Raw genomic sequence first — 22,151 nt, 5'->3', positions numbered from 1 at the left:
TAGACCGGCGTGGCCAGACCGACGGCCTCAGTCAGCGGTGCCGTCGGGGGTGACGGGCTCGGCGGACTCGACGGGGGAGGTATGGTCGGTCAGGTCCAGACGGAACGGCTGCGCGGGCAGGCCGTCGTCGTTGAACAGCGGAGCCGGACCCCAACTGCGCCAGGCGTATCGCATCGCCATCGGCTCCGGCACATCCGGAGTCGCCAGCGTAATCGTGCCGATGCTGCGGCTGTTAATCGGAATGCCGAATTCCGTAGCGTTGTAATCGACCACGTTCACTCTGGAATTGACGAGATCATCGATGTCGCAATCCACGAAAATCGCGGCGGTCGCCGGGTGGAACATACCGTCGGAACCGGCCAGTTCGAAGCCGGAATGTTCCGGTACGCGCACCAAAGTCGGCAGCTGGCCATCGAAATCATCGTCGTCGCCGCCGCCGGGCGTGGTGCCTTCGAAATGCAAACCGTGCGCATAGCGGAAGAACAGGCGTACGCGGCCGTTCGGGTCGCATCGGAAGCCCAGCACCGTCGGGCCGTGCACCGGAACGCGATCCATGCCGTAGATTTGCCGCAGCGCGCAATTGGCAAGGCGTTCGCCGGGCGTGCGCTTGTCCAGCGGGTGGATGTTGTCGTATTCGCCGCAGTCGATCGTGCAGATGGCGTACACGTTGTCTATGGACTGCGCGGCGTCCCATTGGGCCTCACGCAGCACCGGCCAGCGCATCGGATCGTTGCCGTCCGCAGCCGTCTTGCCGTTGATCCATTGCGGCAACTGCACGATGAGGAACGGCAGATTTTCGCTCCACAGCGCACGCCATTCGCCGATCATCATGCCGAGCAGCTCGCGGTAGGAACCGCTGTATTGCTCGTCTTCCTCACCCTGATACCACAGGAAACCGGCCAGCGAGTAGGGCATGATACGTTCCAGCATGGCGTGGAAGGGGCCACACGGACGCCATTGCGATGTAGGGGTGAGCGGCGGCGGCCACGGGCAGGTGCCACACTGTTCGCTCAACTCGCTGCTCGTTGCGTTCGGATTGGTCTGACGCACCGTTTCCACAGCCGCGTTCCATGCGTCCATCTGCGACTGCCATTCGCTGGTTTCCAGCTCGAACTGCTGTTGCGTCTTGCCTGCGATCGCACGCTGGTAGCGCGTCAGATAGTCGCGGCCGGCATCGCTGGAATTGAGTGCGTCCTCGCTCATCCAGCAGCTGATCGACGTGCCGCCGATATAGCAGTCGACAATGCCGACCGGCAGATCGGGGTCGAGTTCGGAGCGCAGCTTGCGTGCGAAATAGTAGGCGACGGCACTCATCACACCACTGTTTTCCGGCGATGATTCCTGCCAACTCGACGTATTTTCCGCATTGCGATTGATGACACCGGTTTTGGGCACATTGTAGAAACGCAGCAGCGGATCGGCGCAATCCTCAAGTGCTTCGTCGGCATGCTCGCTGTTACGCAACTCAAGTTCCATATTGCTTTGGCCGCCGGCGAGCCACACTTCGCCGATAAGCACGTCGTCGAATTCGATGGCATCATTGCCCGCGACGATACGAAGCGTGTACGGACCGCCTTCCGGTTGCGCGGGCAGCATCACGCGCCACTGCGAAAAGCCGTTGACCACGTTCTGCGAAGAATAAGCATGTTCCTGCGCAATCAGGGAGCCGTCAAAGTCGTGTATTTCCGCCACAACCTCCATACCGGCGCAATCGGCAGCTAATGCGCCGAACACCGCAATGGGCTTGTTGCGTTGCAATACCATGTGCGAGGCGAAGATCGAGGCGATATGCAGCACGCCCGAGACATTACGCTCCTCCACCTGCTCCATCTGCGCCGTCATTTCGGAACCAGGCGCAATCCCCGTCGCAGTGACCATTGCTTCAGCTTCCTCATCAAACAATCCTACGTGCCTATCCTAAGCCACTTTCCTACCAAAATGCATGAAGCGTCACCTAAATAAGCACATGCTTGCCCACACAAACGTCATTTTCAGCGATTGAAACGTCGCTTCGGTAGGGGCTTAATCGCAATTCCCAACGGAAACAACATTCCAACGGCCCGAAACGTCGCTTCCGTAGGGGTTTCGCAGGAAAGGTATCACGATTGCGCCGCGACGAATTTTTTACGATTTCGCGGCTCACTTTGTGGACTGGATACGTACCAAAACAGCCGCTCCGGTAGGATGGACCCCAGTTTGCAGGACAAAATCCATGCACGAAACCACGAATTTCATCTGCGAATGGTAGAAACCCGAACGCTTTCCAAGCGTTCACCCCACTACACAAAAGGAGTGCCAAGTACAATGGCTGCACAAATTTGGTATGAGAACGATGGAGATCTCTCGGTCCTCGAAGGCAAGAAGGTTGCCATCATCGGTTACGGTTCCCAGGGCCACGCCCATGCGCTGAACCTGCGCGATTCCGGCGTCGACGTCGTCGTCGGCCTGCGCCCGACCTCCAAGTCCGTCGAGCACGCCAAGGAGCAGGGTCTGGAAGTCAAGTCCGTTCCGGAAGCCGCCGCCGAGGCCGACATCATCATGATTCTGGCTCCCGATCAGTACCAGCGCACCATCTGGGCCAACGACATCGAACCGAACATCAAGCCGGGCGCCGCCGTCGCCTTCGCTCATGGCTTCAACATCCACTACGGCTACATCAAGCCGACCGAGGACCACCCGGTCTTCATGGTCGCCCCGAAGGGCCCGGGCCACATCGTGCGTCGTGAGTACGCCAACGGCCGTGGCGTCCCGGTCGTCGTGGCCGTCGAACAGAATCCGCGCGGCGACGCTTGGGACATCACCCTGGCTTACGCCAAGGCTCTGGGCGCCCTGCGCGCAGGCGCCATCAAGACCACCTTCACCGAAGAGACCGAGACCGATCTGTTCGGCGAGCAGAACGTGCTCATGGGCGGCGTGAACAAGCTCGTTGAAATGGGCTTCGAGGTCCTCACTGACGCTGGCTACCAGCCGGAGATCGCTTACTTCGAGGTCTGCCACGAGCTGAAGATGCTCGTCGACCTCATGAACGAGGGTGGCCTGAACAAGGCTCGTTGGTCCTGCTCCGACACCGCCCAGTACGGCGACTACACCAACACCTGCATCGACGAGCACGTGCGTGAGCGCATGCAGTACCACCTGAAGCGCATCCAGGACGGCTCCTTCGCCAAGGAGTTCATCGACGATCAGGACGCCGGCGCTCCGAAGTTCAAGAAGCTGCAGGAAGAATACGGCAACGTGCGTATCGAGAGCGTTGGCCCGAAGCTGCGCGCCATGTTCTCTTGGAACAACGGCAAGGATGACGACGCTGACATGGCCACTTTCACCGGCAAGATCGCCCGTGGCTGAGTAACGTCTCGCATTCATTGCGATTAATCGCATTAACTGCGATTGAAGGCCGCCGCCCAAGTTGGGTGGCGGCCTTTCGTTATGCCGGAACGTACGCAACCGTCGCACGCACGACGATATGCAAAAAGCGCCGTCCGCATGAAGCGGGCGACGCTTTCTAATTCGCTAAATAGCTTATGCAGCTAGCGAAGCAATCTCACTGAACCTGGGTACGAGCGATCTTGCCGTTGAAGGACTCGGCCATATCGGCATCGGCGTCCACCTGGTTGTTCCAGGAGAACATGGCGCGCAGCTTCGGGCCAACGGTCTCCAGGTGCGGGTGGCTGTACTCTTCCTGCAGCTTCTTGAACTTCGGAGCGCCAGCGGCCTGGTCATCCATGAACTCCTTGGCGAAGGAACCGTCCTGGATGCGCTTGAGCTGGTACTGCATGCGCTTCTTGGTCTCCTCGGTGATGACCGTGGAGGTGTAGTCGCCGTACTGGGCGGTGTCGGAGCAGGACCAACGGGCCTTGTTCAGGCCACCCTCGTTGGCCAGGTCGACCAGCATCTTCAGCTCGTGGAACACCTCGAAGTAGGCGATCTCCGGCTGGTAGCCAGCCTCGGTCAGCACATCGAAGCCCATATCGCACAGGTGGTTGATGCCACCCATGAGGACGTCCTGCTCGCCGAACAGATCGGTCTCGGTCTCCTCGGTGAAGGTGGTCTTGATGGCGCCTGCACGCAGCGCGCCCAGAGCCTTGGCGTAAGCCAGGCACAGCGGCCAGGTCTTGCCATCCGGATCCTGCTCGACGGCCACGACGACCGGGACGCCACGGCCAGCGGCGTACTCACGACGCACGATGTGGCCCGGGCCCTTCGGGGCGACCATGAAGACCGGATGGTCCTCGGACGGCTTGATGTAGCCGTAGTGGATGTTGAAGCCGTGAGCGAAGGCCAGAGCAGCGCCCGGCTTCAGGTTCGGCTCGACGTCCTTCTTGTACACGGCGGCCTGGTACTGGTCAGGCAGCAGGATCATCACCACGTCGGCTTCGGCAACGGCCTCGGCAACAGGCTTGACCTCAAGGCCCTGCTCCTTGGCATACTCCACGGACTTGGAGGTAGGACGCAGGCCGACGACGACGTCGACGCCGGAATCGCGCAGGTTCAGCGCATGGGCGTGGCCCTGGGAACCGTAACCGAGGATGGCCACCTTCTTGCCATCGAACACGGACAGATCGGCGTCCTTTTCGTACCAGATAGTTGCTGCCATAATTGGCGCTCCTTTATTGTTTTTTGCGATTCGGAACTTGCTTTTTCCGAACAAACTCGCTATTTTCTATTCTTTTTTTCGGTTGTTATCACGGCGAGTGATTCCTAGGATGTTGCTCCCCCCGGATTGTGTCCGAGGAACCACTCCGCCTCTCCTGCGGAACTGTTCTAGTACCGCTTTCTTTATGATGTCTGTTGGCGTTCACATAGTGGCTATATTCACGTCAAACGTTTTTTCTAAGGCTCCGAGCCACCCCAAGCGAAGCAGCCCGGCAAGCCGGTCGGCGTCACTTGGTGAAGTCGACGTTCTTCGTTTCCTTGCAGCTCAACACCGCGATGAGGCAGCACAGGGCCATCACACCGAGGTACAGGCCCACGGAATGCACGCCCCAATGATGGGACAGCCAAGTGGCGATGGTCGGCACGAAGGCCGCGCCGACGATGGCAGCCAGGTTGTAGCCGATGCCGGAGCCGGAGTAACGCACGTTCGCGTCGAACAGTTCCGGCAGGAAGGCGCCGATCGGACCGAACGCGGTACCCATCAGAGCGAAGCCGATGCACAGGAACAGCAGGTTGGTGGCGAAGTTGCGCTGACCGACGACCGCCGGGTCAAGCAGGAACGGGAACAGCAGGGCGAACGCGATAAGGCAGCAGGAGGAGATGATGATCACGCGCTTGCGGCCGAATTTGTCGGCGTTCACGCAGGAGATCACGATGAACGCGGCGAACACGCAGACGGCGATCATCAGCATGAGCAGATACTCCTGGTTGGTGAAGCCCAGGTTGCCACCACCCTGCTCGACGGTCTTGGTGCCCCAAGCGAGGGACCAGGTTGCCAGCGTGTAGAACAGCGTGTAGGTGACGGCCACCAGGAACGTGGCCTGGATGACTTCCTTCCAGCTCTTCTTGAACACTTCGGTAAGCGGGGACTTGACGACCTTCTTCTGCTCCTGGGCCATACGGAAGATCGGGGTCTCCTCCATCTGGACGCGGACGACGAGGCCGACGATCACGAGGATGGAGGACAGCAGGAACGGCACGCGCCAGCCCCAGGCAAGCATCGCGTCATTGTCGTTGAAGGTCTCCAGCAGGAAGTAGGTGCCGTTCGACAGGAAGAAGCCGATCGGGGCGCCCAGCTCCGGGAAGGAGCCGTACAGCGCGCGCTTGTCTTCCGGAGCGTTCTCGGTGGCCACCAGCGCGGCGCCGGACCATTCGCCGCCAAGGCCGATGCCCTGCACGAAACGGCACAGGCACAGCACGGCGACGGCCGCGACACCCCATTGGTTGTAGGTCGGCAGGCAGCCGATCAGGAAGGTGGCAATGCCCATGGTGAGCAGGGAGACCACCAGCGTGGTCTTGCGGCCCATACGGTCGCCGAAGTGGCCGAACACCAACGAGCCCAGCGGACGGGCGATGAACGCGATGGCGAAGGTCAGCAGGCTGGCCAGCAGCGCGACGGTCGGATTGGTGGTGTCTCCGAAGAACACCTTCGGGAAATAATTCGCAGCGGCGGTGCCGTATGCGTAAAAGTCGTAGAACTCGATGGCGGTGCCGACCATGGATGCTGCGATCACGGTTTTGACCGAATCGCGGACCATCGCCTGCGCTTTGCCAGCGGCCGCTTCGACTGTACTCATTGATGTACTCCCTGTACGTCCTGCTACCGGCTCCCAACTTCCGCCGATAACGATGTTGTTTGTAGTTTTTCTGTTTTCTGTTGTGCGCTATGCCGGCCGGCTTCAAAAGGTTTTCGCTGCGTCTGCCTTGTGGGCTGCAACAAAAAGACCCCGCATCATGCAGGGCCATTAACGTGTGTGTTACGCGCGCCTCAAACCCTGCCTTCGTTGGCGAGGGATTGAAGCCGCTATGCTCGAATCAGTCCGCCAACGAAAGCGGAATAATAATTCGTGCGGACAGCAGTACGTGTGCGACCATTCCGTTCATCTTGGCGAACCTCCTTTCGCAAAGTCTTTTCCCCGGGCGGGATTTCCGCTCGAACTAAGCCGTAAACATAGGCGCGTCCATCTCCCCTATCCACTAAAGGTTCACTATGTGGACGCGCCGTTTCGCTTTATTTTCCAATCATTGGCGATCTAGCACTGTCATAGTCGCCGTCATTGTTGCGATTTCAACCGCAATGTCAGCAGACCCGCCAACAGCATCGAAACAGTGGCGACAGCGAAGATCAGCACGGTGGCACCGGTCGCCACAATCACCGCGGCGCAGGCAGCGACGCCCAGTATCGTGCCGAACGTATTGGCCAGACTATAAGCGGCAAGCGATCGGCCCACGGAACGCACATCCGGCAGCATCGCAAGATCCAAGCTTTGGCTGGCGCCATCGAACACCACGTATGCGAAGCCGGCAAGCAGGGCGTACAGCGCAACCGCCAGGAAACCGTCGTCCATCAGCAACGGCAGCAGCGCAGCGACCATGAACAACACGGCGGACGCGACGGCCGGAATACGCAGATCACCAAACAGGCTGACGACACGGCCAAGCAGCAACGCCGCAATCAAAGCACCGACAAACGTGCAGATGGCCATGACCACAACCACCGATCCGGCACCGGCAATGCCGAACAAACCGGCCTCATCGGTATTGCCGACGATATTCGGCGCCAGATACCACTGATATACGGCGATTCCGGCTGTGGCCGCAACGGCGAACATGCGGGCCGCGAATGCCACAGAAAACTTCGGCGCGTTCTGCGGCGGACGGTATTGCGAGAAGAAATCGCCTTTCTCAACATCCCTACGCGGCAGGTAGCTGCTGGCCCCTTCGAACGGCAGTACCAACAGCGTAACGACGGCCGCGACGACAAGCCAACCCGCGAATACCAGCATCGCGAAACCCGTAGTGCCATCCCAACCTTCGCCACCGGCATGCGGCGTCAGCGCAACAGCCACGGCGACGCCGACCAGCTGGCCAAGCGCCAGCCCCTTGCCGTGCCACGAATCGGCGCGGTCGCGGAACTTGTCAGGCACACGTTCGCCGAACGCGGCGGCGAACGGTATGGCCGCCATCGCATACGCGGCCTGCGTGGCCAGCCAGAAGAACACGGCCCACGGGAGAAAATCGCATGCGGAAAGAATCGCCATGCAGATAGCCGCCAATACGCTGCCGCTGACGATCCATGGCGTACGGCGCCCGAACCGGCAGTAGGAATGGTCGGAACCGACGGCGATGCATGCGTTCAGCAGGAACGTCATGATGGCACCTGCGATGACGAGCATCGCCAAATCCGTGACGCGGTTGATTCCCGACAAACGGCTGACGGTTTGCGGAATGAGCACCGTGTTGAACGCCGCCATCGGAGCGGACAGCAGCATTGAGCCAAGCGCAAAACCCGCAACGAGCCGGTTGGCCTGCATTGCGGTCGGCCTGGTGCCGTCCGGAGCGGTCATCGGGTCGCGCAGGTCGAGGAAGGACGATTCGAGGTTCGGCACAGCCACGTCAAGATGCGCGGCCGCGGTTAGGGGCGCTCCACCTTCCGATGCGATGCGCGCGGCCTGGGTTTCCGGACGCTCGTTGGACGCTTCCGGAATACGCGGATGCTGCTGCACCGACAGCCGGCGCATGGCCGCCTTCGCTTCGGGAGTCAGGGTCTTCTCATAATCGGGGCGATCGTCGATGCCCGGGCGGATGAACACCTGGCCGGGCAGCGGCTGCGGTTTGAATTCGTTATTCTGATTGTCTTCGGTCATATCTGCTGTTTTCTTGGCTTATCGCGTTTTCTGCTTGTCGCGTTTCATGTGCTTCGATACTCTACGCATGCGCCCGCCCGCTACGAGCGACACATACGAAAATCGCCCGGACGCATTGCTTCAGCGCATTCGGGCGATTCTTCAACGCAACTTACGATACCAACACGTGCGGCCACTGCCGTCCGCCCGACGGACCGGGTGCGACGGACCGGGTGCGCGACCGCAAGGTGGAACGCAATCGCAAGGCCGTACGTAATCGCAAGAAAATACGTAATCGCAAGAAATTTTCCGTCAGGCGACGACAGGCGGATTGGCGATCAGATCATCCGAACGGTGGTCTCCCGCGGAATCCTCCCATTCCAACATGGCGACCGGCGTAGTGTTGTCCACACCGAGACCGCGCTTCGGCTCGAACGTCAGCGTGGCCTGGCTGGTTTCGCCGCGCCAGGTGAAGCTGATGGACGTGTCGTCATCGGTGGTGTACGAGAACGTGCCGTCGAACGCGTCGAGCTCGTTGCGGAACTTGGCGAGCGCGTTCAGGGCCTTGACGACCGGACGCTTGAGGTTCTCGTCGATTTCCGCGGTGGAGTAGTAATGGCGGTTGATGTCGCGGCCGTTATTCGTCTTACGCAGTAGCTCCATGTCGTTCCTGCCGGCAAGCGCGCCGACATAGTAGACCTGCGGCACGCCCGGCAGGAAGAACTGCACCGCGCGGGCGGCGATGTAGTGCTGGTCGTTGCACCCGAGCGCCGAATAGTAGGTGCTGTTGACCTGGTAGAGGTCGAGATTGGATGCGGCGGCTCCGGTGGCTGCCTGGGATTCGCCGTGGGTGTTGGCGTGGATGGTGTTGACGAGGTTGTCCACGTCCTCATCCGGCACCAGGCCCTTGAGCGAGCGGTCGAGCTGGTCGGAGCCGATGTCGATCACGCCGATGCCGTCGTGCGTGTCGAGCACGGTGACGGCGTTGTTCGGGCGGATGTCGGTCCAGTGGGCGACGGGTTCGACGTGGCCGGTGCTCAGCGAGTGCAGGAGCAGCGGCGGCAGCGCGAAGTCGTACACGCGGTCGACCTTGGAGGCGATCTCCACCTGCTTCTTGTAGTAGGAGTGCACTTCGATGAGGATTTCCAGGCCGCGCTTGACGCCTTCCTCACGCAGACGGGAGATCAGCTTGAAGGTCTTCGGGGTCATGAAGCAGCTGGTGCCGGCTTCCTTGGCGCCGTAGCCGACGGCGTCGAGACGGATGTAGCTGACGTGGGAAGCCGCCATCTGGTCGAAGATGGACATGAGGTATTCCCAGCCCTTGTCGGAATCGGTGTCGATGTCCACCTGCTGCGGGGTGAAGCTGACCCACACGAGGCGGGTCTTGCCGGCGAACTTGTAGTGGGTGAACGGCAGGCCCGGACGCGGACGGTAGATGCCGGCCAGGTCCTCTTCGGTGGCGCCGTTCGGGAACACGGAACTCATGGTGAGGAACATCGGATAGTATTCGGACTCCTCGCCCTTGGCCAGCACGTCCTGGAACTGCTTGGATTCCCAGCTCATGTGGTTGACGATGGCGTCGACCATGATGTCGTGGGTCTTGGAGAGTTCGGCGACGTCGTCCCAGCTGCCGAGACGTTCGTCGACCTTGGTGTGGTCGATCGGGTCGAAGCCTGCGTCGGCGCCGTCGAACGGGGTGAAGAACGGCAGGATGTGAACGCCGTCGTACACGCCGTCGAAGCGGGTGCGCAGAATGTCGGTCATCGACTTGATGGTGCCGTCGCCAAGGCGGTCGGCGTAAGTGATGAGCTGCACCTTGTTTTTCATGGAGCCTCCTTCGGTTCCAAAAAGTCGTTGCGAGATTCTTCGCGGGAGTCCTTACGGCCATTCCCACGGTTGTGTCGAACCGGTTCGATATTACCGCAAAATGGGGCTCGACACCAAAACCGCAACCGGTGTTCGGGCGTGTCGAACCGGCTTTCGGCCGAATCGCGGCGCATGTCTCCGGCGCCCGATTCGAAAACGACGGACATGCGGGGGCAGCCGCGAACGCAGGGCCCTCAGCCTTGGGCACAGGACTTCAGCTGCGGGCGCAGTCCGTAAGCTGGCCGACCTGCTTAAAGTAACGGTCGGGTTCGAGGCCGTCGACGGTCGCCACGTTCGTCATATGCACGCCGTCGAGGCCGCCGTATTCGACGATCACGTCCAGCACGCGCTCCTGCCACGTCGGTTCAAGATACGGGTCGACGGCGTTGCTGCCCAACGCGCGCATCGCACAGACAAGCGCGTGCGCGCCCCAATTCGACGTGCCGGCCACCACCAGCTGGTCGGTCGGCACCGTGCAGGCGATGTTCTCGCCGTGGTCGACCACCCCTTCGATGGCGTAGTCCTCCACACGGCCCATGCCGATCTCGTTGCCGCCGTCGCCCACGCCGATCGTGTGCAGGCCGAGCAGCGTGAGCTGGCTCAGCGGCGCGGTCCATTCGGTGATGTCGATGCCGCGCATGTTGTGCGGGCTGCCGTCGCGCGCCGGCCCGACGCGTTCGATGTAGACGAGCGTATCGATATGTTCGGTTTTGGCAAGGTCGATGACGCCGTTGAGCCAGGCGTCAAAACCGCCCTTGGGATTGGCATTCGGCGCGATCAGCACGTGGTCGTCCGGCAGGAAACCCAATGCGGACGGGCGAATCACCGGCGCGCAGCATTCGTCGCTGACCAGCCATGCGTCGCCGCCAATCGCACGCAATGCCATGCATACTTCCAGCGCACCCAACGGGCCGTCCGTTTCCGCAGCGGGTTGCGCGGCCTTCGGAATGTAGAAGCCGGTGACCACCAGCGCGCGGGCGGGCCGACCTTCCTTGCTGCCCGACAAGTGGCGTGCGGATCGGAACAAATCGCCGCGCGAATACGTCATCAACGTTTCGGAACCGCGTCCGACGTCGGCTCCCGCCATGCGTGCGATACGCGCGATTTTCGGATAATACCGCCAATCCAGCATGCTCATGTTGCGTTCCTTCCGTGGTCTGGGTTTTGTTTTTGCGATTGCGATGCGTTGCGCGTAAGGGGCGTGCGGTTCACCCGACGGCCGGCAGCCGTGTCAGCCGGCCGCCGCGTTAACTGATGGCGCCGAGGGGGTCGCCGTATTGCGCGGTGTCGCCGACCTGCGCCGATCGGTGCAGTATGCCGGCAACGGGGGCGGTGATTTCGATTTCCATCTTCATCGCCTCGAGTACGACGATCGGCTCGTTTTCCTCAACGTGCGCGCCATCATCGGCGAGCCAGCGGACGACCGTGCCGGTGATGGTCGATTCGATAGGGGTGTCTTGGGTGCTTGCGATATCCGAGTTTGCGGCGATCTGCGTGCCCGATCCTGCTGGAACGGACTTTTGATAGGCGTTCAGCAGGGCTTGGATGACCGATTCGCCAGAATCGGACGTGAGGGCAGGGCTCCCCGTTGCGCCGGCTCCAGCCAATCCGGCCAGCCCCGCGCCCAGCGCGGCGACGGAGGCGAGCGAAGCGGGCAGGCCCAATCGCACGCGTTTGCCATCGACCTCGACCCAGCTTTCCACCGGTTCGGGCGCTGCGGCCCGGCGACCCGGTTTGCCGTCGGCCAGCGTGCGCACGTCCACGGAAGGCAGGAATTCCTCTTCGATCCAGCGCGTGTAGACGCCGAAATCGCCGTCCGTCGCCACGAAAGCTGGCTGTTCGAGCACGGCCTGGTCGAATTTGCGGACCGTTGGCACGCCGGCAATCGCCAGCTCATCCAATGCGTGGCGGGCGCGCGTCAGACAGGCCGAACGCGACGGCGCGGAGACGATCAGTTTGGCGATCATCGAATCGAACTGCCCCGGAATCGCGCCGCCTTGCGCAACGCCGGGATCGAAGCGGATGCCCGGTCCGGTCGGCACGTTCAGCCGCTCGACGATGCCGGGGAACGGTACGAAACCAAGGGATGGATCCTCCGCGTTGATGCGGAACTCGATCGCATGCCCATGCGGAACGGGGGTGCCGTGTTCCAAGCCGGGAATGTCGGTAACATGCGCGCCTTCGGCGATCGCCAGCTGAGCGGCCACCAGATCGACGCCGGCCACCTCTTCTGTGACGGGGTGTTCGACCTGAATACGCGTGTTGACTTCCATGAACGACATCGTGCCGTCCGGATCGACCAGAAACTCAACGGTTCCGGCGCTTTCGTAGTGCGCACGGGAGCAGATGGCGACGGCCGCGTCTTCCAGCGCCCGGGTGGTTTCAGGGGGTAGGAACGGCGCTGGTGCCTCTTCGATGAGTTTCTGATTGCGGCGCTGCAGCGAGCAGTCGCGCGTGCCGACGGCCACAACGTTGCCCGCGCCGTCGCCGAGGATCTGCACTTCGACGTGGCGCGGGCGGGCGAGGAATCGTTCGATGAAGCAGTCGCCGTTGCCGAACGCCAGCTCGGCCTCGTGCGTGGCGGATACGAACGCCTCGCGCACGTCTTCCAGCCGGTGCACCACTTTCAGACCTCGACCGCCACCCCCGTAGACGGCTTTGATGGCCAGTGGCAGGCCGTGTTCCTTGGCGAACTTGATGACTTCGGCGGGGTCGTGCACCGGTTCCGTGGTGCCGGGGGCCATGGGCGCGCCGACTTCGGCCGCGATGCGGCGCGCTTCGACTTTCGAGCCGAGCGCGCGGATGGTGGCGGGCTGCGGACCGATCCACGTCATGCCGGCGTCGATGACCGCCTGCGCGAATTCCGCGTTTTCGGCAAGGAAACCGTACCCGGGGTGGACGGCGTCGACATGCGCCTTGTGCGCGGTTTCCACGATGGCCGCGATGTTGAGATACGTGCTTTGCGCGTCGGATCCGCCCAGTGCGTAGGCCTCGTCGGCGGCGTGCACGAACAGCGCGTCCGCGTCGGGGTCGGCATAGGCGGCGATGGCGATGCGGCCGGTGTCATGGCAGGCGTGGATGACGCGCATGGCGATTTCGCCACGGTTGGCGATGAGGATGCGTCGTAGTTTCGGGGTTGCGGGCGATGGCGACGACAATGATGGCGACGGGGATGGGAGCGCCGTTGCGGATGGTGCAGTCGATGCGGATGGCATTATCGAACCTCCTTGGTGGGGTACGCAGGTTGCGGAGTAGACGTGGCATGGGCGGAAACGACGTGGAAGCGGACGCATGCGCCTGGTGGCAACTGCCCGGCCACGTCCAACGATTCCGGTTCAAGCACGGCGATTACCGGATATCCGCCGGTTACAGGCTGGTCGCGCAGAAAAATGACCGGTTGTCCGCTGGTCGGCACTTCGATTGCGCCGGATGGCGTGGCCTCGCTGGCCAGTTCGCGCGTGTCGGTGCGTTCCACGGGTGCCGCTCCCGAAAGTCGCAGGCCAACACGGTTCGACTGCGCGGTCACTGTCCACGTTTGCGTCAGGAATGCGGACAGGCCGGCTGCGGTGAACCAGTCGTCGCGCGGTCCCAATCGCACGTATAAATCCGTAGGTCTGCCGGGTTTCGGCAGGTCGGTCGGCCATGGCTGCGGCAGGCCGACGCCGGCATCGCACGCCGTGGACGCGGTACGTATGGCGAGCCGCTGTTTGGCTGCGATCGGGCGCGGGCCGATGCCGCTCATCGTGTCCGTTGCAGCCGAACCGAGGGTTGTCGCGACGCCGAAACCGCCGCGTACGGCCACATAATCGCGCAGGCCGCTGGTCGGCGGGGCGATTGACAGCACGTCCCCGTCACGCAGCAGAACCGGTTGTTGCATGGCGATTGTGGTGCGGTCGGCGGCATCGTTCGATGCGTTCAAGACGGTCCGGCCACTGCATCCACCGGGGGAATTTGGGGTGAACGTGCCGTTTGAGCCGCCTTGACTATCTTGCGATTGCCGGCTTCCGGTAATCGTCACATCCGCCGAAGCGCCCGTCACCGCCACGACCACACTGCCGATGGCACGCATGCGCACGCCACCACCGGTGATTTCCAACACGGGGGTATTAGCGGGGTTGCCGACCAGTGCGTTGGCCAAGTGGGAAGACGTGCGATCGGCGGCGCCGGAACCGGTCACGCCCATGTTCGCGGCGACACGGCCATCATCTTGGAAGGTGGTGAGCAGGCCCGAGCGGAGGACTTCGAGAGCCGGAGTCGAGGCCGAGACGGACATGGAATCTGGCGCCTGCGAAACTTGAACGGAATCGGACACAGAGGCAGAAACAGAAGCCGAACCGCCGGAAACGGCGTCACGCACGGGCGTAAAACGCACGGTGTCGCCGGGCTGCAACAGCGCGGGCGGGTCGGCCCGCTCGTCCCACATCGGCGTTTCCGTGTGGCCCAGCAACTGCCAGCCGCCCGAGCTGACGCGCGGATACACGCCGGAAAACGTGCCGGCAAGCCCCACCGCGCCCGCGGGCACGCTCAGCCGTGGCACTTTGCGGCGTGGCACATCGAATATCGGGTCGCCGCCGGTCAGGTATGCGAAACCGGGCGCGAAGCCGACGAATGCCACGGACCAGGCGGTATCGCAATGCCGGCGCACAACCTCGTCAACGGAGATGCCCAGCAGGTCGGCTACGTCCGCCATATCCTCGCCATCGTAAATCACCGGAATTTCAACGATTCGGGAATGCCGTTCCATGTCGGCGGCAACGTTCAGCGCGCGAATCGCGGCGGTCAGTTCGACACGCGACGAAAGCAGCGGATCGAAGGCGACGTAGACGGTGCGCGCAGCGGGAATGAGTTGTTTCACGCCGGCGAAAACGGAGGTCGTGCTCGGCTGTGCGGCCCGCTCGGGCGATTCCGCAGTTTGTTCCACGGCATGTTTCACGGCGCTCTGCAACGCGGCGAACACCCGCAGGGTCTCGTCCAAATCGGCGAGCTCCACGAGTATGCCGTCCGCGCCACAGGTCAGGAATCGCATGTCGCCACCGCCTTAATCCCGCGCGGCCGATGCGGCTGCGTCGCCTGCGAACGCGCGTATCGCAACGCCTTCCGACTCCAAGCGGGCGCGGACGGCACGCGCCATCGCCACAGCCGAGGGCGAATCGCCATGCACACAGACGGAATCGGCGTTGAGCGGCACCACGGTGCCGTCGATTGCCACCACCTCATGCTCGCACACCATGCGCAGCACGCGCGCCGCCACTTCGGCCGGATCGGCGATCACTGCATCCGGCAAACGGCGCGACACCAGCGTGCCGTCCACGTTGTACGCGCGGTCGGCGAACGCCTCGTGGAACACACGAAGCCCGGCCTGCGCGGCCAGGCGGCCGACCACGGCGCCCGGCTGCGTCAGTATCGCCAGCGATGCGTCCACGCTGCGGATAGCCTCGACCACGGCGGCGGCCTGCGATTCGTCGCGGACGATTCGGTTGTACAGCGCGCCATGAGGTTTCACGTACCGCACCTGCGCGCCGACCGACCGCGCCATGCCTTCCAACGCGGCGATCTGGTACATCACGTCCGCCTTGAGCTCGTCGGGGGACTCGTCCACATAGCGGCGCCCGAATCCGGCCAGGTCGCGGTACGCCACATGCGCCCCGACCATTACCCCCCGCGACGCCGCGTATGACAACGTTCTCAGCATGACGGACGGGTCGCCCGCATGGAAGCCGCACGCCACGTTCGCGCTGGAAACCACGTCGAGCAGCGCCTCGTCGTCGCCGAGCGTCCAACGACCGAAGCTTTCGCCCATATCGCTGTTCATATCGATTCGCATAGCCGTCTGCCTTCCGTCTGTTTCCTGCACAGCCATCGTTTCCATTCCTTCCGTCGCCTTTCCGTCGTTTCACTGTCGTAGTGTTCCGCCGCCGCAACATTCCTTCTGCCGCAGTCGCCGCAGCACGCATCTCATGCCGCGCCCCGCAACCTGCCGCTCGGCCTCACACCATGTATTCCAAATCGCGTTTGCTGGTGATGAACATGTGCCCCGGCGCGTGCGTGATCGCGAATTCCGGTTTGGACGCCATCACCGCGGCCTGCGGGGTCACGCCGCACGCCCAGAACACCGGCACATCGCCCGGCTCCAACACGGGGGCATCGCCATAGTCGGGATGCATGATGTCGTCGATGCCGATCGCGGACGGGTCGCCCACACATACGGGGGCACCGTGCACGGACGGGTAATAGCCGGAAATCCGGCATGCGTCGGCCACCTGCGTAGACGGAATGCCACGCATCGACACTACCATCGTCGAATGGAACGCGCCGGCCGAACGGCACTCGATCGACGTGTCGTACATCGGCACGTTGCGGCCTGCCGTGATGTGCCGCACCGGCACGCCCGCCTCCATCAGCGGAAACTCGAATGTGAAACTGCAGCCAATCACAAACGTGACCAAATCGGATCGCCAATACTCGCGAATATCGGGCACTTCGGCTACCAGTTCGCCACGCTTCCACACGCGGTACAACGGCACGTCGGTACGGATGTCGGCGCCCGGCGCGGTGACGAGTGCGGTGACGCCCGGCTCCATCACTTCCAGCAGCGGGCAGGGTTTGGGATTGCGCTGCGCGAACAGCAGAAAATCGAATGCCTGCTCCTTGGGCAGAATCATCAGATTCGCCTGCGCGTAGCCTTGCGCGATGCCGCAGGTCGGGCGGACCAGGCCGTCACGGAACGCGGCGCGCGCCTGTTCGGGCGTGCTCGCCGCGCCAAGTTCGGTTGTTCCCATATCGGACATCCCATCCACCATTGCGCTCACCTTTCCCGTCGGCCGCCGTCCGGCCTTTTCCGAACGAACTGCCGACGAACCCCGAAATCAGATTCCGCAGAAACGGACGTTCAGAGTCGCTTTCCCTCACCTTGGTCGCCGAACGTTACGGAAGCCGCGCGATTCATGACGCGTATGTTTCCGCATTGCAAATTGGCGGTGCCAAGTGGAAACAAACCATGGTTAGGTTGGACGCCGAAGACGCACGCGAACGCTGACGCAACACAACAGCGCAACAGCAATAAAGCGGCAATCAAAAGACGCGGAGCGCGGAAGAGAGGTTCCCATGAGTTCGATCGTTCTGGCAGTCGGTAACGGCAAGACGCTATTCGGAGGCGCAGGCGTGGCGCCCGACGCGGATCTGGTTCGTTTCGTCGATCCGGAAAGCCCCATCATCAACGCGTTCGATTTGTGCGCACTGCGTGGCGACGGCATTTTCGAAGCGACCACGGTATGGAAGGGTTTCCCGGTTTCGTTGGAGAACCATCTGAAGCGTCTCGCCAATTCCGCCCGCCTGGTGGACATGCCCGAGCCGAACATTCCCGCGCTCACCCGCGCGGTCCAGCTGGTCATCGACCAGTATGACGATCCGGAACCCGGTCCGATGCTGCGCATCATCGTCTCCCGTGGTCTCGATCCGGACACCGGCGTGGGCAAGGCGGCCGACCGCACGCCGACCGTCTACATCTTCCTTGACGCGAAGGGCACGCTGCATTCGCTGGAGCCGATCACCATGGCTTCGATGACGCGCGGCTACCCGTCGGACATCACCGCACGCGCCCCGTGGCTGCTCAACGGCGCGAAGACGCTGAGCTACGCGTTCAACTGCGCCGTGCACCGCGAATGCGCCCGCCGTGGCGTCGGCGACGCGATTCTGTTCACGGAGGACGGCTACACGATGGAATGCCCGAATTCGTCGATTGTGGCACGCTATGGCGATACGTTCGTCACGCCCGACCCGCGCATCGGTATTCTGAACGGCACATCACAGCGCGAAATGTTCGCCTGGGCGCTCGAAGAGGGCAAGAAGGCGGAGTACAGGAAGCTGCCGATCGCCGAGCTGCGCGAAGCGGACAGCCTGTACATGACGCACGGCGGATGGTCGATTCCGATCAGCGCGATCGACGGGCGCGCACTTGCCGTGGATGCGACGGAGATCCAGGCGATCAACGATGCGATCCATTCGGGCCGCACGCACGAGGACGCGTTGAAGATCGGTCCGACCGGCGATTACGAATAAGGCGAAACGACCCGCTTAGCAGGTAAAACGGCCCGTCCAATGATGGGCGATACGGCCCGCTTAGCGCGTGGTATCGCCCAGTTTGCGCGTCACGGGAATCAGCACGTCCGGCTCGTACGGCTTGCGTCCCGTGGCGCTTGTCGTATCTGCCTTGGCATCCCCTTCCTTGGCGATCGCACGAACGATATTGCCGACCGCGACCTGCGCGATTTTGTCGAAATTCTGCGCCACCGCGGTCATTTTCATACCGGCCAGGTCGGTCAGATACGTGCCGTCGTAGGCGATGATCTGCAGGTCGCGCGGAATCGAAATATGCCTCCGCATCGCTTCGCGCACGCAAAGCGCGGCACCGATATCGGAGCTGACCACGGCATCGACGCCGTCCACCGGCATACTGTTGAGCACAGCATTCACCGCGTTCTTATACCCTTGGAAATCCTCCACATTGCCGGCTTCGACGTACTCGTACCGCACGCCGGCCGCTTTCAGCTCCTGCTCCAACGTAAGGTAGTAGCGGACGGCCGGGAACGTTGTCTTGTGCAGGTCGAAATCGTCCGGGCTGTCTCCATTGCGCGCCGCCAAATCGAAGAACTGGTCGCGCGGGCCGCCGATCATCACCACGTGGTGCGCGCCGGTGTTGACCAGCATGTGCGCCATGAGCCGGCCGCCCTGCTCATGGTCGGAGCCGATCGACGCGATGCCGCCGCCCAGCACACGGTCGAAGGCGACGATGGGGCGGTGGATGGACGTCCAGTAATCGTTCGGATGGGTGGTGTGCGAGCAGACGATGATGCCGTCCATCATGTGACGGCGCAGCATGTCCACGTATTCGACCTCGCCGTTTTCCGCGTCGGCGGTGGAGCACAGCATGGTGCGCAGTCCTTGCGCGGCCAGCTCGCGTTGCAGATGCGCGGTAAGGGTGGCAAAGAAGGGGTGGCGGATGGTCGGCACGATCACGCCGACCAGGTTCGTGCGGTTCTTGTACAGGTTGCGTGCCAGCTCGTTGGGCACGTAATTGAGCTCTTTCATGGCGGCTTTGACGCGCGCGCGCATGTCGTCGGACACGTAGCCCGTCTTGTTGACCACTAGCGAAACCGTGCTCAGCGAAACCCCGGCCTCTTTCGCCACGTCACGCATGCCGACCATTGCCCAACACCTCTCCCCCGCATCGTCGGGATGTTTCCTTACAAATCGCGATATTATGTGTTATTTTACATGCATCTGTAACGTTTCTTTGCAATCGTCCGCACAATATGAACTATCAATTGACGAAAGACGCCCTCCCCCTCTTCAATTCCCCCGAAAAATCCACTTTTTCACCCGTGAACGACGTATGTTTCACGACGCGTTCCACGCATCTTCCACGCACGCTCCGCATGTACTCCACACGCGTTCCGCCCGCAAAAGGGGCGGTGCGACACTTGCGATCATCTCGCTTGCGTCGCACCGCCCCTTGCGTTGCGTGGCCTGGCCGTCAGTCGTCACGTCCGGCCATCACGTCAGTCCGCACCACGGACGAACCGACCGTCATGCCTTCGGTACGGAACCTTCCTGGGAGTGGTCGAAGACCGGCTTGTTGTCGGCGTCGTACTTATAGACGCCGATGGAAGCCGAGCTCGGATCATGCGCGTCGTTGAACGCGCCGATGGAGGTCTGGCCCTTGTACTGAATCTCCTTGCCGTCCTTCAGCAGGGCGAGGCAAGCCTTGTAGGAATCGCATTCCTTGCCCTTGGTGGAGCCGGAGACGGCCATAAGGTTCTTCTGCACGGTCGTACCGTCCGTGGCGCCGCCCTTCTGCGCGGCGAGCGCGGCCAGCACGATCGCGTCATACGTTTCGGCGGTGTACGTGAAATCGGTGATCTTGGCGTTGAAGGACTTGACGTTCTTCTGGAATTCCTCGGTCGGGTGGGCACCTGGAATGGTGCCGGTGGAGCCCTTGAGCAGGCCCGCGTCGAAGTCGGCGGAATGGTCGACGGTGTTGCCGTCGGTCATGTACAGCTTATGGGTGTCGAGGCCTTGGGCGGCGAGCTCCTTGACGAGCGGCACGGTCTGGTCGAAGGCGATGACGAGCGTCGCGTCGGGGTTGGTGGCCTTGATGGCCGTGACCATCGATGAGAAGTTCGTTTCGGTCGGATCGAACGTGTCCTTTTCGCCGTAGACGACGTTCACGCCCGCGTCTTCGACGGTTTTGACGACCACGTCACGCAGGGACGTGCCGTATTCGTCGTTGAAGACCGCGATGGCGAGGTTCTTCACGCCATCCTGTGCGATGATCTGGCCCAAGACCGCACCCTGCACCGTGTCCGGCGGAATGGTGCGGAAGAAGTAGTCGCTAAGGCCGGAGAAGGCCGTGGACGTGGCGCCCGAAGAAATCATCGGCACTTTGGCGGACGTGACCTGCTTGTAGGTGTTCTTGACCACGGAGCTGGACGGCGGACCGACCACGACGGACGGGTTCTTGGCAAGCACCGACTGCGCGGAAGACGTGTTCTGGTCGGCATGGTCCGCGTCGGACGTGTCGGCGGACGTGATTTCGATGTCTTTGCCGAGCACGCCGCCAGCCGCGTTGATGTCTTTCTGCGCGAGCTTCATGGTGGCGATGTTGGCGGGGCCGAGGTACGCCATGGAACCGGTCAGCGGGAACAGGCCGGCCGCCATGAACGTATCGGATTTCGCGCTGCCGGACGAGCCGGACGCAGCCGAATCGGCCGTGCCGGACGAACCGCAGCCGGCGAGCGCCATGACTGCGGCGGCCACCATGGCGGTGGCTGTGATGGACAGTTTCCTCATGCCCTTCATGTTGATCTTCTTCATTTGAATCACCGTTTCCTCTCTTGGCTCCGCTGATTGCCGAACCCTTGGTGACGATTATCGAGATGTGTTGCTCGACCATCTTGAATCGCACTATAAGTGCCGAGGAAACCGAATGTGTATGCGTGAAGTTAACCGAAGGTGAAGCCCGAAAACTGTTGGAAACACAAGGTTTTGAGCTTGTTTTCAGGCATGCCGAAGCCACTGTCGGGCAGTGTCCCAACAGCGGTAATCGGAATTGAGAATTTTGAATCATAGGGGGAAATCGCGGAACGCGTGCGGAGACCGCCGTCCGAGCCCGAAGGCGTACGAACGTACGTCGAGCGGCAAGGAAAGGCGGTATACGCTCCGTTCCGCGATTTCCTGGGTCCTACCTTCCTTCCTCTTGAACCTCTTCTTCCAGGTTGCCCAGGTAGAGGGAGACGACTTTCGGATCGTTCATCAGGTCGCGGCCCTTGCCGGAGTAGGCGTTGCGGCCTTGGTCGAGGACGTAGCCGCGGTCGCAGATCTGCAGGCAGCGGCGGGCGTTCTGTTCGACGATGACCACGGATACGCCGGCTTTGTTGACTTGGCGCACGCGGATGAAGGTCTCGTCCTGGAGCATTGGGGACAGGCCTGCGGAGGGCTCGTCGAGCAGGAGGACGGATGGTTTCATCATGAGGGCTCGGGCCATGGCCACCATCTGACGTTCGCCGCCGGAAAGCTGGCCGGCGAGCTGGTTCTTGCGCTGGCCGAGTTTGGGGAAGATGGAGCACACGTAGTCGAAGCGTTCGTTGAACAGTTTCGGTGCTTGGAACGCGCCCATGTGCAGGTTTTCCGCGATGGTCAGGCTGGGGAAGACGTTTTCGGTCTGCGGCACGAAGCCGACGCCACGGGAGACGAGTTTGTCGGCGCGCAGGTTGGTGATGTCCTCGCCTTTCAGCAGCAGCTTGCCGGAGTGGATGTGCACCAGGCCGAACAATGATTTGAGCAGGGTGGATTTGCCTGCGCCGTTCGGGCCGATGATGCCGACGATCTCGCCTTCATGCAGGGTCAGGGATGCGTCGTTCAGGATGTTCACGCCGGGAATGTATCCGGCCACCAAATCGACCGCGTCGAGCAACGGTTCGCCTTCGGGCTCGCCCATGTGGATCTGCG

At 62.2% G+C, this 22,151-nt stretch carries 15 protein-coding genes; 2 read left to right on the top strand and 13 right to left on the bottom strand.

The window, feature by feature from the left end; all coding sequences use genetic code 11:
* Window positions 1–27: 27 nt before the first annotated feature.
* Window positions 28–1,878: a sialate O-acetylesterase gene (locus KSX58_RS03330; protein ID WP_217735779.1), complete on the bottom strand. Its 1,851-nt coding sequence runs from the start codon at window positions 1,876–1,878 to the stop codon at window positions 28–30.
* A gap of 426 nt (window positions 1,879–2,304) precedes the next feature.
* Here KSX58_RS03330 and ilvC (KSX58_RS03325) point away from each other — a divergent pair, with 426 nt between their 5' ends.
* Window positions 2,305–3,345: a ketol-acid reductoisomerase gene (ilvC, locus tag KSX58_RS03325; protein WP_217735778.1), complete on the top strand. Its 1,041-nt coding sequence runs from the start codon at window positions 2,305–2,307 to the stop codon at window positions 3,343–3,345.
* A 196-nt stretch (window positions 3,346–3,541) separates the two neighbouring features.
* Here the strand turns inward: ilvC (KSX58_RS03325) and ilvC (KSX58_RS03320) are convergent, their stop codons facing one another.
* The 9 genes from ilvC (KSX58_RS03320) to KSX58_RS03280 all read right to left on the bottom strand — a co-directional run bounded on the left by ilvC (KSX58_RS03320) (window position 3,542) and on the right by KSX58_RS03280 (window position 16,945).
* Entirely contained in the window at window positions 3,542–4,594 is a 1,053-nt protein-coding gene (ilvC, locus tag KSX58_RS03320) for a ketol-acid reductoisomerase (RefSeq protein WP_003807354.1), read from the bottom strand.
* A gap of 286 nt (window positions 4,595–4,880) precedes the next feature.
* The gene (locus KSX58_RS03315; protein WP_011742628.1) at window positions 4,881–6,230 is read right to left on the bottom strand and encodes an MFS transporter; all 1,350 of its coding nucleotides are present in this window, start codon (window positions 6,228–6,230) and stop codon (window positions 4,881–4,883) included.
* Window positions 6,231–6,707: 477 nt separating this feature from the next.
* Complete coding sequence (locus KSX58_RS03310) at window positions 6,708–8,300, bottom strand: MFS transporter (RefSeq protein WP_117838142.1); 1,593 nt, start codon at window positions 8,298–8,300, stop codon at window positions 6,708–6,710.
* Between the two features lie 291 nt (window positions 8,301–8,591).
* The gene (gtfA, locus tag KSX58_RS03305) at window positions 8,592–10,106 is read right to left on the bottom strand and encodes a sucrose phosphorylase (protein ID WP_195561019.1); all 1,515 of its coding nucleotides are present in this window, start codon (window positions 10,104–10,106) and stop codon (window positions 8,592–8,594) included.
* 253 nt (window positions 10,107–10,359) lie between these two features.
* Window positions 10,360–11,283 carry a DUF4392 domain-containing protein gene (locus tag KSX58_RS03300; protein WP_195561018.1) on the bottom strand — a complete coding sequence of 308 codons (924 nt, stop codon included), beginning with the start codon at window positions 11,281–11,283 and terminating at the stop codon, window positions 10,360–10,362.
* Between the two features lie 109 nt (window positions 11,284–11,392).
* Entirely contained in the window at window positions 11,393–13,360 is a 1,968-nt protein-coding gene (locus KSX58_RS03295; RefSeq protein ID WP_195561017.1) for a biotin carboxylase N-terminal domain-containing protein, read from the bottom strand.
* Window positions 13,360–15,171: an urea amidolyase family protein gene (locus KSX58_RS03290; RefSeq protein WP_070122335.1), complete on the bottom strand. Its 1,812-nt coding sequence runs from the start codon at window positions 15,169–15,171 to the stop codon at window positions 13,360–13,362. Before KSX58_RS03290 ends, KSX58_RS03295 begins: the two co-directional genes overlap by 1 nt.
* A 12-nt stretch (window positions 15,172–15,183) precedes the next feature.
* Window positions 15,184–15,969, bottom strand: a complete 786-nt coding sequence (locus tag KSX58_RS03285) for a LamB/YcsF family protein (protein ID WP_035010513.1) — start codon at window positions 15,967–15,969, stop codon at window positions 15,184–15,186.
* A gap of 163 nt (window positions 15,970–16,132) precedes the next feature.
* Entirely contained in the window at window positions 16,133–16,945 is an 813-nt protein-coding gene (locus KSX58_RS03280) for a putative hydro-lyase (protein WP_003807345.1), read from the bottom strand.
* Between the two features lie 304 nt (window positions 16,946–17,249).
* Between KSX58_RS03280 and KSX58_RS03275 the strand changes: the two genes are divergently transcribed.
* Window positions 17,250–18,203 carry an aminodeoxychorismate lyase gene (locus tag KSX58_RS03275; RefSeq protein ID WP_085382256.1) on the top strand — a complete coding sequence of 318 codons (954 nt, stop codon included), beginning with the start codon at window positions 17,250–17,252 and terminating at the stop codon, window positions 18,201–18,203.
* 60 nt (window positions 18,204–18,263) lie between these two features.
* Here the strand turns inward: KSX58_RS03275 and KSX58_RS03270 are convergent, their stop codons facing one another.
* From KSX58_RS03270 to KSX58_RS03260, 3 genes are all read right to left on the bottom strand, one after another.
* On the bottom strand, window positions 18,264–19,349 hold the full coding sequence (locus KSX58_RS03270; protein WP_003807340.1) for a LacI family DNA-binding transcriptional regulator: 1,086 nt from the start codon (window positions 19,347–19,349) through the stop codon (window positions 18,264–18,266).
* Between the two features lie 381 nt (window positions 19,350–19,730).
* Window positions 19,731–21,017, bottom strand: a complete 1,287-nt coding sequence (locus KSX58_RS03265; protein ID WP_039774603.1) for an ABC transporter substrate-binding protein — start codon at window positions 21,015–21,017, stop codon at window positions 19,731–19,733.
* 367 nt (window positions 21,018–21,384) lie between these two features.
* Window positions 21,385–22,140 carry an ABC transporter ATP-binding protein gene (locus tag KSX58_RS03260; protein WP_237976405.1) on the bottom strand — a complete coding sequence of 252 codons (756 nt, stop codon included), beginning with the start codon at window positions 22,138–22,140 and terminating at the stop codon, window positions 21,385–21,387.
* Window positions 22,141–22,151 lie beyond the last annotated feature (11 nt).

The organism is Bifidobacterium sp. MSK.17.10 (genome assembly GCF_019129655.1).
Lineage (GTDB): Bacteria > Actinomycetota > Actinomycetes > Actinomycetales > Bifidobacteriaceae > Bifidobacterium > Bifidobacterium adolescentis.
Note: the sequence above shows the minus strand (reverse complement) of the source record. Positions and strands in the feature narration are given on the sequence as shown.

Bases quoted from the DNA above. Each gene is read 5' to 3' on its own strand.
- KSX58_RS03330 (WP_217735779.1), bottom strand. From the start codon at position 1,878: ATGGTCACTGCGACGGGGATTGCGCCTGGTTCCGAAATGACGGCGCAG.
- ilvC (WP_217735778.1), top strand. From the start codon at position 2,305: ATGGCTGCACAAATTTGGTATGAGAACGATGGAGATCTCTCGGTCCTC.
- ilvC (WP_003807354.1), bottom strand. From the start codon at position 4,594: ATGGCAGCAACTATCTGGTACGAAAAGGACGCCGATCTGTCCGTGTTC.
- KSX58_RS03315 (WP_011742628.1), bottom strand. From the start codon at position 6,230: ATGAGTACAGTCGAAGCGGCCGCTGGCAAAGCGCAGGCGATGGTCCGC.
- KSX58_RS03310 (WP_117838142.1), bottom strand. From the start codon at position 8,300: ATGACCGAAGACAATCAGAATAACGAATTCAAACCGCAGCCGCTGCCC.
- gtfA (WP_195561019.1), bottom strand. From the start codon at position 10,106: ATGAAAAACAAGGTGCAGCTCATCACTTACGCCGACCGCCTTGGCGAC.
- KSX58_RS03300 (WP_195561018.1), bottom strand. From the start codon at position 11,283: ATGAGCATGCTGGATTGGCGGTATTATCCGAAAATCGCGCGTATCGCA.
- KSX58_RS03295 (WP_195561017.1), bottom strand. From the start codon at position 13,360: ATGCCATCCGCATCGACTGCACCATCCGCAACGGCGCTCCCATCCCCG.
- KSX58_RS03290 (WP_070122335.1), bottom strand. From the start codon at position 15,171: ATGCGATTCCTGACCTGTGGCGCGGACGGCATACTCGTGGAGCTCGCC.
- KSX58_RS03285 (WP_035010513.1), bottom strand. From the start codon at position 15,969: ATGCGAATCGATATGAACAGCGATATGGGCGAAAGCTTCGGTCGTTGG.
- KSX58_RS03280 (WP_003807345.1), bottom strand. From the start codon at position 16,945: ATGGTGGATGGGATGTCCGATATGGGAACAACCGAACTTGGCGCGGCG.
- KSX58_RS03275 (WP_085382256.1), top strand. From the start codon at position 17,250: ATGAGTTCGATCGTTCTGGCAGTCGGTAACGGCAAGACGCTATTCGGA.
- KSX58_RS03270 (WP_003807340.1), bottom strand. From the start codon at position 19,349: ATGGTCGGCATGCGTGACGTGGCGAAAGAGGCCGGGGTTTCGCTGAGC.
- KSX58_RS03265 (WP_039774603.1), bottom strand. From the start codon at position 21,017: ATGAAGAAGATCAACATGAAGGGCATGAGGAAACTGTCCATCACAGCC.
- KSX58_RS03260 (WP_237976405.1), bottom strand. From the start codon at position 22,140: ATGGGCGAGCCCGAAGGCGAACCGTTGCTCGACGCGGTCGATTTGGTG.